Raw genomic sequence first — 14,902 nt, 5'->3', positions numbered from 1 at the left:
GCCCGGGCAACAGGTCGGTCCGCCGTGCGCATCCCCGCTCGACCTCAGGACTCCAAGTAGCGCACCACCGCCAGGATCCGGCGGCTGTATCCCGTGGTCTGCGCGAGATCGAGCTTGTCGAAGATCGCGTTCACGGTCTTCTCGACGGCGCTCTGGGAGATGTGCGACTTCTGGGCGATGGCCGCATTGGTGTGGCCCTGCGCCATCTCGTCCAGCACGCTCCGCTCACGCGGCGTCAGCCGACTGAGCGGGTCGACATGAGTGGTGCGCGCCAGGAGCTGGCGTACGACCTCGGGGTCGATGGCCGCCCCGCCCGCGTGCACGCGCTCCAGCGAGTCCAGGAACTCCTCCACCTGGGCGACCCGGTCCTTGAGCAGATACCCGACCCGCGCGGCGTTGGACGTGAGGAGCTGGGCGGCGTAGTGCTTCTCCACATGCTGGGAGAGCACCAGCACGCCGATGTCGGGCCAGCGCTCACGGATCTCCAGCGCGGCGCGCAGGCCCTCGTCGGTGTGGGTCGGCGGCATCCGGATGTCGACAACGATGAGATCGGGCTTCTGCTCCTCGACTTCCCGGATCAGGGCCGTGCCGTCGCCGACCGCGGCGAGGACCTCATGGCCCTCCTCGGTGAGCAGTCGGACGAGCCCTTCGCGCAGCAGGGTCGAGTCCTCGGCGAGGATTATGCGCACGGAAACTCCGCAGTGATGGTGGTCGGGCCGCCCGGCGGGCTGCTGATGTACAGATGGCCGTCGAGTGCGGCCACGCGGCGGTGCAGCCCGTACAGACCGCTGCCCGCCGGGTTGGCGCCGCCGACGCCATTGTCCTGGACCTGGACCAGAAGCCTGGCACCTTCCCGCCTGATGCTGACGACGATGTGACCTGCGCTGGAGTGCTTGGCGGCGTTCGTCACGGACTCCGACACGACGAAGTACGCGGCGGTCTCGATGGGCTGGGGCAGTGGCGTTGCGAGGCGGAGGTCGATGTGGAGCGGGATGCTGCACCGCTCGGCCACTCCGGCCAGGGCCTCCTGCAGCCCGAGGCTGTCGAGAGCCGTGGGATAGATCCGCCACGCCACCTCGCGCAACTCGCTCAGGACGTCCTGGGATTCCTTGTGGGCCTGTGCCAGCAGCGCGTCGGCCCGCTCCGGGGTGCTGTTGCGGCGCGCCCGGCCCAGCAGCATGGCCAGGGCCACCAGCCGCTGCTGCACCCCGTCGTGCAGATCGCGCTCGATACGACGGCGCTCCGCGTCGACGGCTTCGAGGATCCCGGCCCGGCTGAGGGCCAGCTCGTTGATACGGCGCTTGAGCAACTCCCGTTCGGAGGGCCCGAAGCACTCGCGGGCGAGTCGCTTGTCCCAGGCGGTCAGGGACATGAGCCCCTGCACATTGAGGAAGAGCAGGACGCAGCCGAGCAGCACCTGCGTCAGCACCTCGGTCCAGCTCTGGTTGCCTTGCACGATTCCCACCGCGAGCAGCCCGGCCAGGACTGCGCCGAAGCCGAGCAGGCCGACGACGATGCCGCACAGTATTCCCGTGAACGCGCGGGTCACGACGAAGGAGAGGGCTTTCCTGCCCTCGTAGTCGGGTGGAAAGTGGTCGCCGAAGAAGGTGGAACGGCGCCACCGCTCCAGATTGGCCAGGCGGCGCGCGACGGAGATCAGCGACTGCAGGGCGCGATCCCGCGTCCTGGGCCACAGCAGTACCGGGCTCAGAACGGCACCGACCGCGAGGATGAAGGGAAAGCTGAGGAAAGCGGTGCCGATGCCTAAGAGGAGACCGCCGGCCCTGCGGAGATAGGACGGAGCATCCGTCGCGGCGCCTCTGTCTTCCCCGGTGTCCGCATCAGGCGGCAAGTGGGGGACGCCGATGTCGGGCCAATGCTCCTGCTTACCCAGCACGAACGGCGAGCCTAGCCGCGGCGCGAGCGGAGGAGCAAGGCCGACCCCGCGCACCGGGTGCGCGGGGGTACTGGCCGTGGCGGTGACCGAATCGTCCGTCATCAGGGACGACGGTGCTGGGCGCGATGGGAGCGGCGCTGGTTTACGCGCATCACGAGGAAGGCACCCAGCGCGAGCACGACGAGCAATGCGACGGCCTTGGAGAACACCCCCACGTACTGTTCGACCAGATCCCACTGGTCTCCCAGCCAGTAACCCGCCAGCACCAGCACGGAGTTCCAGATCAGACTGCCCAGGGTGGTGAGGACGAGGAACGTCGGCATGGCCATCCGCTCGACTCCGGCGGGCACGGAAATCAGGCTCCGGAAGATGGGCACCATGCGGCCCAGAAAGATGGCCTTGGTTCCGTGCTTGGCGAACCACTCCTCAGTCCGGTCCAGGTCGGAGGGCTTCACCAGGGGCAGTTTCGCCCAGATCGCATGCATCCGCCGACGGCCGAGCAGCGCCCCGAGCCAATAGAGCACGGCCGCGCCGACGACCGAGCCCAGTGTCGTCCAGAAGAGGGCCGAGGCCAGGGTCAGCACCCCCTGTCCTGCGGCGAAGCCGGTCAGGGGGAGGATCACCTCGCTGGGAAGCGGCGGAAAGAGATTCTCCAGGGCGATGGCCAGGCCGGCTCCGGGCCCGCCCATGGCATCGACGAGATCGGCGGCCCAGCCCGCGATGCCATCCGCGGGTTCTTGGGGCAGGGCCAGAATCATGGACTTCACGCGGCACCTCTACGGCGGTAATAGGCGGGAGCGGCAAACTCGGCCGCAGCTTGCCGACAACACTAGAAACCGCTGACGAGGCCCACCATGAGGTACGCCGTCGACTCAGATTGAGGAAGTCCACAGCACGGCGTTACGGGAGACCGTAACCGGCCCCGGCTTGTCTTTCTTGCATTGCGGACATTGCGATCACTGCGAGCATTTGCTGTCAGTCGGGTCGCCGACCCGCTGCCACCAGGGGAGCAAATCCCGCCTGTCAGGGGGTGAGTGGCCGAGCCCAGCAGTGAATCTGGCAGGTTATTGCCACCGTTGGGATTCCGTTGACACTGCAATCTTTCTGCGTGTTACTGTCGGCGAGTCCGAATGCACAATGCGAACCGGAAAGGAGACTCCGAATGGAGATGGAGTCGACTTACGAGGTCCCGGAGCTCATCGAGCTCGGTGACTACGACGACCTGACCAGGGGCGTCGGCATCCCGCTGGCCGACTTCTTCGTCCACTTCGACTAAGTCGATGGCCGAGTGAAGTAATCGCCGAATGAGGTAATGGGATGCGGCGGACCGGGGGCGCAAGCCATCCGGCTGTTTCCCGTCGCATCCCATTCATTATTCCCGCTCACCATTCGGAATCGTGGAGGGAAACGTGGCAAAGGCCACCGCCGTGCCCGGGTTCTGGTTCATGGCACTGCCGGACAGTGAATCCGCCACTCCGGTGCTGCGCCGGCTGCACTCGCACATCGGCTTCAGCCATGCGCACGCGTCGGGGCGGCCCTGGGTCATCGGTTCCCGGCCGGACGGCGGCGTCGGCGTCACCTCGACCGTCCACGCCGAACACGGGCGTACCAGACTGCTGGTGACAGGCACTCACTCGCTGTCCGACACGGAACTCCAGTCGTGGGCCAGGCGCATCCGGCACGTCGCCGACGTCGACCGGCTCGCCGCATCCCTCGCCGGCTGCGCCCACATCGTCGCGACCGTGGACGGACAGGTACGGGTGCAGGGGAGCGTCTCCGGAGTGCGCCGGGTGTTCTACGCCTCCGTCGGCGGTGCGACGGTGGCGGCGGACCGGGCCGATCTGCTGGCCGCTCTGACCGATGCCCCCCTGGACACCACGCGCTTCACCGCCCGCCTGCTGGCCATAACCCCTGACGCGCTCACGGAACCGGTCTGGTCCGGCGTCGACGTCGTTCCACCCGGCAGTGCCCTGCTACTGGGGGCGGGGGCAGAAAAGAGCGTCAGGCGGTGGTGGCAGCCGCCGGAGCAGGAGTTGAGCAGTAAGCAGGGAGCGCCTGCGCTGGCCGAGGCGCTCACCGCAGCGGTGGCTGTCCGGGTACGCGACCACGCGACCGTGGCCTCCGACATGTCGGGCGGACTCGACTCCACGCCGGTGAGCTTTCTCGCCGCGGGTGCCACGGACTCCGCCGCCGGAAAGCTGGTCACCGTGCGCATCGGCGTGGCGGACCCCACCCATGACGACCACCTCTGGGCTTCGCGGGCACAGCAGATGCTCGACGGCGCCCACATCAGTCACAAGGTGTTCGAGCCGGGCGAACTCCCCGACATGTTCGACCGGGTGGCGGAACCGGTCACGGGCCTGGACGAGCCGATCCGCTGGATCCGCCCCATCGCCCGGCTCCGCGAGACGGCGCGCTGGCTGGGTGCTTCCGGCGCAACGGTCCATCTGACCGGGCACGGCGGCGACGAAGTCCTGCCGGTCAAGCCCAACTACCTGCACGACTTGATGCGGCGGCGGCCGGTACTCGCTCGCGAACACCTTGCCGGGATGCGTGCGCTGAGGCGTTGGTCCATATCCGGCACGATGCGGGCTCTCGCCGAGCAGCGCCCGTACGCGAAGTGGCTGGCCGATCAGGCGGACCGGCTGACCACCCCCTTTCCCGCGGGCAGCCAGCCGATGTTCGGCTGGGAATACCCGTTGCGTCTGCCGCCGTGGGTCACCCCCGGGGCCGCCGCGGACCTGTCCCGGCGTATCCGGCAGGGGGCGGAGGGCGCCGAGCCCTACCTGCCGTCGAGGTCCGGCCACACAACCGTCGACCTGGCGCGCCAGCTCGGCTCGGCCGTCCGCCTGGCCGAGGCGGTCACGGAGGAGGAGGGAGCGGCGCTGCACGCTCCGTATCTGGACGACCGGGTCCTCGAGGCCTGCCTGGCGGTGCGCCCGGAGGAACGCAGCTCCCCGTGGACGTACAAGCCGCTCATGGTCGAGGCGATGCGCAACACCATGCCGGAGGGGTCCCTGGAGCGGGCGACCAAGGGAGAGTTCTCGGACGACTTCTTCCGGGGACAGCGGCGCCACCGCGGGCAGATGGCAGAGCTCTTCGACGAACCGCTCCTCGCCGAGCTGGGACTCGTCGACACGGCGGTGCTCCGGCACATGGCACTGGCGGCCTATCCGCCCGGTCTGCCGTGGTCGGCGCTGGACGCCACGATGGCGGCGGAGAACTGGCTGCGGGCTCGGGAGCAGAGTCGGCAGTGGACATTCGATGGGGAGGAAAGCGGTGTCAATCAGCCTGGCTGACGGAGTGTCGATCGCGCAGACCGGGAGCGGAGCCGTGCTCCTGGACGAGCGGTCCGGACGGTACTGGCAGCTGAACAGCTCGGGAGCCCGGGTGCTCGAGAAGCTGCTCGCGGGCGAGTCGGTCGCAGAAGCCGGCGCCGCGGCGGCGTCCGGGACGCGGGTCGCGCCGGAGAAGGCCGCGGGGGACGCGGCCGCGCTGCTCGAAAGACTGCAGGCCGCGGGGCTGGTCTCCCGATGAGCATGCCCGTCGCGATCACAGGGCGACCCCGCCTGCCGTTGCACCGGCGCCCGCTGCCCTGGCTCGCAACGCTCGTCGCGCGTCTGCTCATGCACCAGCCGCCCGCCCGCATCCGTGCGGTGCTCGGCTTCGTCCGCAGGGGCGCGCGGCCCGCGACCGTCGAGGAAGCGCAGAAGTGCCGGGACGCGGTTGTGGCGGTGAGCGTCAGCTGCGCGGGCGAAGGGTGCGTCCAGCGTTCGCTTGCCACCGCGCTGCTGTGCCGTGTGCACGGCAGCTGGCCAACGTGGTGTTCGGGCGCAAGGGTCGTTCCGTTCCTGGCCCACGCCTGGGTCGAGGTCGACGGGGAGCCCGTGGGTGAGCCCTATCCGGCCGGTTACCACACGGCCCTCATCCGCGTTCCTCCCCGATGACCACCGCGCCCCGGACCACGCATAAAGAGGCCCGGGAGGCCGCTGCTCGGATAAAGAGGCCCAGGAGGCCGCTACTCAAAGGATTCCAGGCATGCAGACGACCGAGCTGACCGAATTCGGCCTGGGACTGCGGATCGAGAACTTCTCGCCGGACGGATCCGGCGCGAGAGCCGCCTCGAAGCAGACGATCCGGGACCTGCTGTGGGAATTCGGCGTGCTGCACTTCGCGGGATTTCCGGCCGACAGTGATGTGTTCGTCGACTTCGCCCGCTGGTTCGGCCGGCCCGAATCCGTCTTCCCGGCCGAGCACCGAGCGCCCGGATACGAGCACATACGCCTGCAGTCGAACATCCGCGGCTACGGCGTCAACGCGGGGGGCCAGTACTGGCACGCCGACGGCTCGTTCGCCGAAGTTCCCACCGCCGTAACGCTGTTGCTCTGCGAGGAAGCACCGGACCACGGGGGAGTGACGCTCTTCGCCGATATGCGCGCAGCCTACGAGTCGCTGCCCGAGCCTCTGCGCACCACCGTCCTGGGAATGGCCGGGCACTATCCGTGCCGGGCCATCGCCGCACGGGACATGCGGGCGGCCGTCGCCATGAAGACCGTCACCCTCTCCGAAGCGGATCGGAAAGCCAGGCTGGAGGGCCTGCGGGACTTCACCCGCCCCTTGGTCGGGAGCCACCCGGTGACCGACCGCAGGGCCCTCTATCTGAACCAGCACTGGCTGCGGGGCATTGAGGGCAGGACGGACGCCGAGAGCGCCGAACTCCTCGACCTCCTGTACGGCGTCGCCACCGCCCCGGCCAACCTGTACCGGCACACGTGGCGCACAGGAGATGTGTTGGTCTGGGACAACGCTTCGGTCATGCACCGGGCGCTCCCCGCCCAGGCCGGACAACGGAAGGTCACACGGCGCATCACCATTTCAGGCGAGAGGTGAGTGGCTGTTGTCGTACTGATCCTGAGGCGGTGTTTTCGCTGGCCGGGCATAGGGTCGGCGGAGGAATGGCAACCTGACCGCTCGGACGAGGTGCCGCCGCACAGCACTCCAAGACGCCTGGTCGTCTGATGGAACGACCAGGTCGTTAGCAGAGGTTGCCGTTCAGCGGTGATTCCGTGGTGACCCTTCCCTCCACTTGCTACTTGTGAGTAACGTTCATCTTCCCCCCGCGACGCACTGACCCACCACCAGAAGAGCACCTCATGCCATCCGACGCACCATCCCGCCCCCACTCGTTCCTGCCGCCCCGCCCGCGGCCCCCGCAGGCCCGCCGCACCACCGGCGACCTGCGCCGACTGCGCTCCGCCTACCGGCTGCTGCGCCGCAGCATGACGCTGACCGCGCTCGGCTGCTTCGTCCTCTTCCTCCTCCTGTCCGGGTTCGCTCCGGACGTCATGGACACCGAGCTGTTCCTGGGACTCAACCTCGGTCTCCTCATGGGCCTGCTACAACTGCCCGTCGCCTTAGCGGCGGTCATCGCCTACGAACGACTCGCCCAGCGCAACGTCGACCCGCTCGCCCACGGCGTACGGGCGGCCGCCGCGCAGCAGGACGACACGGTTGAGGGACGCGGCTGGTGAACACCTTCGACACCTCCGCCCAGACCCTGTCCCTGGTCATCTTCAGCGCGGTCGTCAGCGTCAGTCTGCTGATGTGCATCATGACCAGCGCGGAAAGGGAGGACCTCGGCGACTTCTACACCGGCTATCGCAGCCTCTCTCCCGTTCGCAACGGACTCGCCATCGCCGGTGACTACATCTCGGCCGCCACCATCCTGAACACCATCGGCATCGTCGCACTCACCGGCTACGACGGCCTCACCCTCGGCGTCAGCACTGCGCTGTCCCTGCTCCTGCTGATGTTCCTGCTGGCCGAACCTCTCCGCAACGCGGGCACGTTCACCATGGGCGACGCCCTCGCCCGGCGCTTCCCCAGTCGGCAGGTACGCATCGTCACCAGCGTCATCACCCTGCTCGCCCTCGTACCGATGATTGTCGTCCAGCTCGCCGGAGCCGGTCATCTCGTCGCCCTCGTCCTGGGCTTCTCCGGCGAAGGAGTACGCACCGGGTGCATCATCGTGCTCGGCCTGTTGATGATCGCCTACGCGACCATCGGCGGCATGAAGGGCACCGCCCTCATCCAGATCATCAAGATCGTCGTCCTGACCGGCGCGGTCACCATCGTCGCGGTCCTGGTCATGGACCGGGTCGGCTGGAGCCCCGTCGAGCTGCTCGACCGCGCCAAGCGGGGCAGCGGGGCCGGAGTGGCCTTCCTCAGCTCGGGCCTGCAGTTCGGCACCGACGCCACAGGACGCCTGGACACCATCAGCGGCATGCTCACCGTGGTCACCGGGGCAGCCGTCCTCCCTCACGTCACCATGCGCATGTACACCGCGAAGAGCGCACCGGACATACGCCGCGCCATGTCCTGGGCGTCAGCCGTGGTGATCTACGTCGTGCTGCTCATCGCCGTCATCGGCATCGGCGCCACGGCCCTCATCGGCAGCCGTAAAATCGCTGCCGGGAGCCCGCAGGGCAGCCTCGCCATCCTGCAGATCGGCCAGGCAGTCGTCGAAGGCTCGGGAACCTTCTCCACCCTCGTCTTCAGCGTCGTTGCCACCGCCGTCTTCCTCACCTTGCTCTCGTCCGTGGCGGGGATGACCCTGGCCTGTGCCTCGTCGCTTGCCCACGACTTGTTCGCCCAGGGGCTGCGCGACGGCACGGTCTCCCGGGGACGTGAAATGGTCACCGCCCGGCTGGCCGGACTCGGCGTGGGGCTGCCCGCCGTAGCTCTCGCGATCGTCGTCCAGGACTGGGCGCTTCAGGCGCTGATCACCCTGTCGTTCTGCATCGGCGCCTCGGTCATTTCTCCGGCCCTCGTCTACAGCCTCTTCTGGCGCCGCTACACCCGTACCGGCCTGCTCACCACGCTCATCGGCGGCAGTGTCTGCGTCCTGGTGCTCCTGACGTTCTCCACGGTGACATCCGGAGGCCCCAACGCCCTCATCCCCGGCCAGGACTTCAGCTGGTTCCCGCTTCACACCACGGGGCTGGTCTCCATCCCTGCCGGCTTCCTCCTCGGCTGGCTCGGCACCCAACTCAGCGACCGCCGCACCCGGCAACGGGAGCAACAGCAGTTCGAGGCCATAGAACCGCGCATTCTGGCGGGTGCCGACGCGCCACCCGTATGAGCGGGCCGTGGGGTTGCCGCGCTGGGCAGCCCCACGGTAACCGAACGTGTCCCAGCCGGGACGTGGTCCGCGAGTGCCGAATGGGAAGGATGTACGGGCCACCGACGCGACCGGGGCCATGGGCAGTGGCCGGTGATAACACAGCACTCTTTGTGCCCGCGCACAATCGCGGGGGTCTACCATCTGCGCATGAGCACGCCGCCCAGCGCTGACGCGCGCATGACCGATCTGCTGGACCGGCTCCTGGGCTCAGTGGACTCGCTGACCGACGAACTGACCGCCGAGATCCTCAACGGCGAGCACTCGTACGCCGAGAGCACGCTGCTGAGCCACGAGCAGCTGCGCACTGCCGTGCACGACAACCTGTGCACACTGCTCAGGGCCTTGAAGAACGGGGGTGTGCCCACCAACATGGACGCCCCGCGGGCGGCGGGCCGGCTGAAGGCCGAGCAAGGCATCCCACTGGCCGCCCTGCTGCATGCCTTCCGCCTCGCCGGGCGGTTCATCTGGGACCGGCTGCTGGCCATGGCCCTCGACCAGGACAGCGCCGCCTGGCTGCTGCACAGGGCCTCGGACGTCTGGCTGATCATCGATGAGTGCTCCAGCGCCGCTGCCGAGGCCTACCGCACAGCGGTGGAGGAACAGGCACGCCGCGACGCCTCCGCACGCAGCGTCATGCTCACAACGCTGCTCGACGGCACCGCAGGGAACAGCTCCAACGCCTGGGAGATCATGCGGGTCCTGCGGCTGGACCGCAAAGGACCCTTCCTGGTGGTGTGCGCCGAGATCAACGACGGCGCCGATCCCCTGCCGGCGGTCGAGGGGCAGCTGCGGGCGGTCGACATCGATGCCGAGTGGATCCACCGGGCAGGCAGCCTGCTCGGCCTCCTCGCCCTCCCGAACGAGCACATGGCCGTGGCGGTGGAGGAACGGCTCGACGGCATCGCGCTCTCCCGCGTCGGCATCAGCCGGTCCTTCACTTCACCCATAGACGCGCCGAACGCTCGGCGGGAGGCCCAACTGGCGGCCCAGTGCCTGCCCCCCGGAGCCCCCGGCACACACATCTACGGAAGCTCACCGATAGCCCTGCTCGCGGCGACCTCACCCGACGCCGCTTCCGAGGTGGCCCACACGGTCTTCGGGCCGCTGCTCACCCTGCCGGCGGCGGAACTAGCCGTCCTGCTGGACACCTTGGACATCTGGTTCACCGCCGGCGGCTCGACCGCACGGGCCGCCGAGCAACTGCACTGCCACCGCAACACCGTCCTGTACCGGCTCAACAGGATCACCGAACTGACCGGCCGGCGAACCAGCGATGCAGACTCCTCCGCGGAGCTCTACGTTGCCTTGCAGGCCGCGCGACTGGGCACCATCCCGGGATGAGGCCTCGACGGGCACGGACACCGGTACGCGCAGGCCACCCCGACACGCCAGTCCCGCCCCGAGCGACAACCCGCTGGGTGGACGACACCGCGCCTGTCCGGTCCCTTCATTCGAACGCCGGATTCCGTTTGTGAACGCGCACAAAACTGCCGCCCTCTTCGCTGGTGCTCGGCCCAAAGACCAGGAGTGTATGCGGTCCTAGGCTCTGGTCCGCTCGCCGATGGGGAGCCGACACCTGGCCCAGCCCAGTGCTCCTTGCCGCGCTTGTCCCGGAAAATCACCTGTCTGCCGATCTCGAGAGCGGACGACTGGGCTCAGGAAAGGAATGTGCAATGACCGACGTCCCTGCCAGGGGTGGCCGCACCACTGGACGCGGGAAGCACGCGCAGACCAGCCGCCGCGCGTTCCTTGGCTTTGTGCTGGGCGGAGCCACGCTTGCCGTAGCCGCCGACCTCCGGCTGGGCACACCTGGCTACGCCGCGGTGCCCTCAGCGCCCCAGACCCCGGAGCTGTACGACCTCGAGGATATGCAGACCGACGCTGCGCGCCCCACATCCGCGCTGATCAAGATCATAATCAACGAGGACGGCACCGCATCGTTCGAGCTTCCGCGGATGGAAGTTGGCCAGGGCATCACCACCTCGACAGCGATGATCATCGCCGAGGAGCTCGACCTGCCGGTCGACAAGGTGCACGTGACGTTGGCGCCGGCCCGCCCGGAGTTGGTGTTCAACCAGCTGACCGGCGGATCAAACACCACGGTCTCGACCTTTACCCCTGTACGTGTCGCCGCCGCGATCGCCAGGAAAGCGCTGCTGGAAGCCGCGGCGATCGAGCTCGGGTCGGCAGTGGAGCTGCTGAAGTCGAAGGACGGAGTGGTCGTCGCGCCTGACGGGACGTCACTGACCTATGGCTCGCTGGCCACCAAGGCGGCCAGCCGCACCGTCAAGGCGGTGGAGGTCGAGCTGAAGCCCGCTTCGGGCTTCTCGGTGATCGGCAAGCCCCACGGGCGCAAGGATGCCCGACGTGCGGTCACCGGGCGGAAGCAGTTCACGATGGACCTTCAGGTGCCAGAGGCGCTGCCGACCATGGTCTGCCGTCCGCCCACACTGAACGGATCGCCGAAGTCGGTGCGCAACAGCGCCACGGTGCTTGCCATGCCGGGCGTAAGGGACGTGGCGATGGTCGACACAGGGGTCGCCGTACGTGCGGAGACGTTCGGGCAGTGCATCGACGCGGTGCGTGCGCTCGACGTGGAGTGGGAACCGGGCCCGGTGGAGGGTGAGTCCGACAAGACGATCCTGGCCCGGCTGAGGGAGGCCGAGGCGCCCCTGGCGGTCCCGAAGATCCCGCTGATGGCGGGCACGGTGGAGGCGGACTTCACCTTCATGTTCCGCAGCAGCGCCGCGCTCGAGCCGAACTGTGCGATCGCCGACGTCCGGTCGGACCGTGCGACGGTGTGGGCGGGACTGAAGTCGCCGATCGTCGCGCAAGGGGACATCGCCAAGGCCGTTGGGCTGCCGCAGAACGCGGTCACCGTCAACGTGGTCACCGGCGGAGGGTCGTTCGGACACAAGCTCTTCGGTGACGCCGCCATCGAGGCCGCCAAGATCTCCAAGGCGATGGGCAAGCCGGTCAAGCTGATGTGGCATCGCGCCGACGAGCCTCGGCAAGGCCGGGTGCACCCCATGGCGACGTCGCGGATCCGGGCTACGTACCTGGACGGGGAGGTGCTGACCTTCGAACAGCGGCATACCAGTGTCGTCACCGACTTCAGCCACGGACTCGGCGAGATGATCACGGCGACGGCCGACAGGCTGCCCAGCGGGCTCAGCGGGCTGGGGTTCTCCGAGAGCATCTTCACGCTGACCCAGGAACTTCCCTACAACTTCGGCGCCGTCACCCAGCTGCTCAACGAGACCGACGCGCGCTTCAACACCGGGAGCATGCGCAACATCTATTCGCCGGATGTGGCGTGTGCCAATGAACTGGTGATCGACCAGCTCGCCCGGAAGATGGGCAAGGATCCGCTGGCGTTCCGGCTTGCCTTCCTCAAGAACGACCGGGTCAAGGCGGTGCTCCAGAAGGTCGCTGACGTGGGCAAGTGGGGCAGGCCGATGCCCGACGGGATGGCGCAGGGCATCGCGATCCACAGCGAATACAAGGGAGCGACCGCGGTGCTCGTCGAGATCGACTGCCGACCCGAGACCGTGAACCGCGAGATCTACAACGCGGTCACCGGCCCCCGGGTGACCAAGGCGGTGATCGCCGTGGACGCCGGACTGGTGATCAACCCCAAGGGCCTCGAGGCCCAGATGCTGGGTGGTGTCGCGGACGGGATCGCGCTGGCCCTCACCAGCAGCCTCCACCTGCACGACGGGCACTTCCTCGAAGCCAGCTGGGACAACTACTTCTACACCCGGCAGTGGAACGTGCCCTTTGGCTTCGAGTGCATCGTGATGCCCTCTGACTCCGAGCAACCCGGTGGTGCGGGCGAAGCCGGGGTGGCCGCGTCCGTGGCCGCGGTCGCGTGCGCCTACGCCCGTGCGACCGGCACGATGCCCACACGGTTCCCCATCAACCACGACACGCTGTCCTTCGAGGTCAAGCCCTTCATCCCACCCGTTCCCGAGTCGCCGTCCGACGGCCTGAGCCACACCTACTGAGGAGCGCACCATGAGCACGCACACCTTCATCCTCAACGGCAAGCGCGTCACCGCCGACGTCGACGACAACGTTCGGTTGCTGTGGGTCCTGCGTGACGTACTGGGCGTCACGGGGCCGAAGTATGGCTGTGGCATCAACGTCTGCAAGGCCTGCACGTCCCACTTCAACGGCAAGGCCTTCAACCCTTGCGCTGTAAAGGTCAAGGACGTGAGGGCGGACGACGAGATCACCACCATCGAAGGCTTGCCCGCACCGGACGGCGCGGACCTGCACCCCATGCAGGAGGCCTGGCTGGAGTACGACGTGGCGCAGTGCGGCTACTGCCAGCCCGGGCAGATCATGGCGGCGGTGGCCAAGGTCAAGCAAGCACGGGCCGCCGGTCATGAGATCAGCGACTCCGATCTCGACGAGATCCGCAACATCTGCCGCTGCGGTACTTACAACCGCATCCGGGAGGCGATCAAGGCGGGCGCTGCGAAGATGTGACCCGCCCCTGCCCCGAGTGCGCGCCGCACAGGGCACGTCGCGGCGGTAGATGCGCCGAAAACCCAGGCCGCCGCCGAACGAGGAAAAGGAGCATCGTGCTGGACATCGCCGACCAGCTGTCGCGTTGGTGCGAGCAGGGACGGGCCTTCACTGTCGCGACCGTGGTCACGGTCAACGGCAGCGCTCCCAGGCAGCCGGGCGCGGCGTTGGCCGTCGACGCCGACGGCGCCGTCATCGGGAGCGTCTCCGGGGGATGCGTGGAGGCCGCCGTGTACGACCTGTGCCGTGAAGCACTGGCGTCCGCCGCCTGCACGCTCCAGCGCTTCGGCTACTCGGACGAGGACGCCTTCGCGGTCGGCCTGACGTGCGGCGGAGTGCTGGACATCTTCGTACAGCCCGTCTTCCCCACCGAGCGCCCGGAACTGGTGGGGGCCCTGGCCACCGCAGCTGCGGCAGATGCGGTGGCAGTGGCCAGGATCGTCCGCGGGCCGGCCGACCTGGTTGGTGGGGCCCTGTTCGTACGGGCAGACGGCTCTTGCGCGGGCGGTTTCGCCGATCCGGTCCTCGAGGCGACGGCGCGCGCCGAGGCCGCTGCCTTCCTGGAGACAGGTCGGACGGGCACGATCGAGATCGGTTCCCGAGGCAGCCGGTGCGGCGAGCCGCTGACGCTGCTGGTGGAATCGATCGCTCCAGCGCCACGTATGTTGGTCTTCGGTGCCATCGACTTCGCCGCGGCACTCGTACGGATCGGCAAGTACCTCGGCTACCACGTGACCGTGTGCGACGCGCGCCCTCTCTTCGCGACTCCGACACGCTTTCCGGAAGCGGATGCGGTGGTCGTCGACTGGCCGCACCGCTACCTGGAGTCGCAGGAGTTGGACGGACGCAGCGTGATCTGCGTGCTCACCCATGACGCCAAGTTCGACGTCCCGCTGTTGCAGCGGGCTTTGCGGCTCCCGATCGCCTACATCGGCGCGATGGGCTCGCGTCGAACCCACCTGCAACGGCTGGAGCTGCTCCGGGAGTCCGGTGTCACCGAGGCGGAGCTGGCACGGTTGCACTCGCCGATCGGCCTTCACCTCGGCGCCCGTACACCGGAGGAGACGGCCCTGTCGATCGCGGCCGAGATTGTGGCGCACCGCCGGGGCGGGAGCGGCCAGCCGCTGACACACATCGATGGCCCCATCCACCGCGACACAACATCGCAGCCGTCAAACCGCCTCATCTCGATGGCATGAAAGAGCGCGCGGCCGCTCGACACCTGGTCAGCTTTGCGCGCGCAGGTCGGTGACCGCCGGTAGGAGACGTTGGTGGCATGCGATTCCTCC

General features: G+C 68.3%; 14 protein-coding genes. 11 read left to right on the top strand and 3 right to left on the bottom strand.

Annotated features, from left to right (window positions below; all coding sequences use genetic code 11):
- Positions 1-44: 44 nt before the first annotated feature.
- Genes ACTWP8_RS33290 through ACTWP8_RS33280 form a run of 3 tightly spaced genes read right to left on the bottom strand, consistent with a single transcriptional unit; the run spans position 45 to position 2,655 of the window.
- Positions 45-689, bottom strand: coding sequence for a response regulator transcription factor (locus ACTWP8_RS33290; protein WP_443318483.1), 645 nt, complete (start codon positions 687-689; stop codon positions 45-47).
- Positions 680-1,999 carry a sensor histidine kinase gene (locus ACTWP8_RS33285; protein ID WP_443325806.1) on the bottom strand — a complete coding sequence of 440 codons (1,320 nt, stop codon included), beginning with the start codon at positions 1,997-1,999 and terminating at the stop codon, positions 680-682. The genes ACTWP8_RS33290 and ACTWP8_RS33285 overlap by 10 nt, the downstream gene beginning before the upstream one ends.
- The gene (locus tag ACTWP8_RS33280; RefSeq protein ID WP_443325814.1) at positions 1,999-2,655 is read right to left on the bottom strand and encodes a DedA family protein; all 657 of its coding nucleotides are present in this window, start codon (positions 2,653-2,655) and stop codon (positions 1,999-2,001) included. The genes ACTWP8_RS33285 and ACTWP8_RS33280 overlap by 1 nt, the downstream gene beginning before the upstream one ends.
- A gap of 404 nt (positions 2,656-3,059) precedes the next feature.
- Between ACTWP8_RS33280 and ACTWP8_RS33275 the strand changes: the two genes are divergently transcribed.
- The 11 genes from ACTWP8_RS33275 to ACTWP8_RS33225 all read left to right on the top strand — a co-directional run bounded on the left by ACTWP8_RS33275 (position 3,060) and on the right by ACTWP8_RS33225 (position 14,812).
- On the top strand, positions 3,060-3,173 hold the full coding sequence (locus ACTWP8_RS33275) for a lasso RiPP family leader peptide-containing protein (protein WP_443318485.1): 114 nt from the start codon (positions 3,060-3,062) through the stop codon (positions 3,171-3,173).
- Between the two features lie 133 nt (positions 3,174-3,306).
- Entirely contained in the window at positions 3,307-5,196 is a 1,890-nt protein-coding gene (locus ACTWP8_RS33270; RefSeq protein WP_443325805.1) for an asparagine synthase-related protein, read from the top strand.
- Positions 5,177-5,434 (top strand): lasso peptide biosynthesis PqqD family chaperone, encoded by a 258-nt coding sequence (locus ACTWP8_RS33265; protein WP_443325804.1) that lies wholly within the window; start codon positions 5,177-5,179, stop codon positions 5,432-5,434. The genes ACTWP8_RS33270 and ACTWP8_RS33265 overlap by 20 nt, the downstream gene beginning before the upstream one ends.
- Positions 5,431-5,844, top strand: coding sequence for a lasso peptide biosynthesis B2 protein (locus ACTWP8_RS33260; RefSeq protein WP_443325803.1), 414 nt, complete (start codon positions 5,431-5,433; stop codon positions 5,842-5,844). The genes ACTWP8_RS33265 and ACTWP8_RS33260 overlap by 4 nt, the downstream gene beginning before the upstream one ends.
- Positions 5,845-5,935: 91 nt before the next feature.
- Positions 5,936-6,787, top strand: a complete 852-nt coding sequence (locus ACTWP8_RS33255) for a TauD/TfdA dioxygenase family protein (RefSeq protein ID WP_443325802.1) — start codon at positions 5,936-5,938, stop codon at positions 6,785-6,787.
- 263 nt (positions 6,788-7,050) lie between these two features.
- A complete protein-coding gene (locus ACTWP8_RS33250; RefSeq protein WP_443325801.1) occupies positions 7,051-7,428 on the top strand; it encodes a DUF485 domain-containing protein in 378 nt (125 codons plus the stop codon).
- Complete coding sequence (locus tag ACTWP8_RS33245) at positions 7,425-9,038, top strand: sodium/solute symporter (RefSeq protein ID WP_443325800.1); 1,614 nt, start codon at positions 7,425-7,427, stop codon at positions 9,036-9,038. Before ACTWP8_RS33250 ends, ACTWP8_RS33245 begins: the two co-directional genes overlap by 4 nt.
- A gap of 189 nt (positions 9,039-9,227) precedes the next feature.
- Entirely contained in the window at positions 9,228-10,421 is a 1,194-nt protein-coding gene (locus tag ACTWP8_RS33240) for a PucR family transcriptional regulator (RefSeq protein ID WP_443325799.1), read from the top strand.
- Positions 10,422-10,753: 332 nt separating this feature from the next.
- Positions 10,754-13,087, top strand: a complete 2,334-nt coding sequence (locus ACTWP8_RS33235) for a molybdopterin cofactor-binding domain-containing protein (RefSeq protein WP_443325798.1) — start codon at positions 10,754-10,756, stop codon at positions 13,085-13,087.
- Positions 13,088-13,097: 10 nt separating this feature from the next.
- Positions 13,098-13,574 carry a (2Fe-2S)-binding protein gene (locus ACTWP8_RS33230; protein ID WP_443325797.1) on the top strand — a complete coding sequence of 159 codons (477 nt, stop codon included), beginning with the start codon at positions 13,098-13,100 and terminating at the stop codon, positions 13,572-13,574.
- 95 nt (positions 13,575-13,669) lie between these two features.
- The gene (locus ACTWP8_RS33225) at positions 13,670-14,812 is read left to right on the top strand and encodes an XdhC family protein (protein ID WP_443325796.1); all 1,143 of its coding nucleotides are present in this window, start codon (positions 13,670-13,672) and stop codon (positions 14,810-14,812) included.
- Positions 14,813-14,902: the final 90 nt, after the last annotated feature.

Origin of the sequence: Streptomyces sp. 7N604 (assembly GCF_052245475.1) — a bacterium.
Lineage (GTDB): Bacteria > Actinomycetota > Actinomycetes > Streptomycetales > Streptomycetaceae > Streptomyces.
Note: the sequence above shows the minus strand (reverse complement) of the source record. Positions and strands in the feature narration are given on the sequence as shown.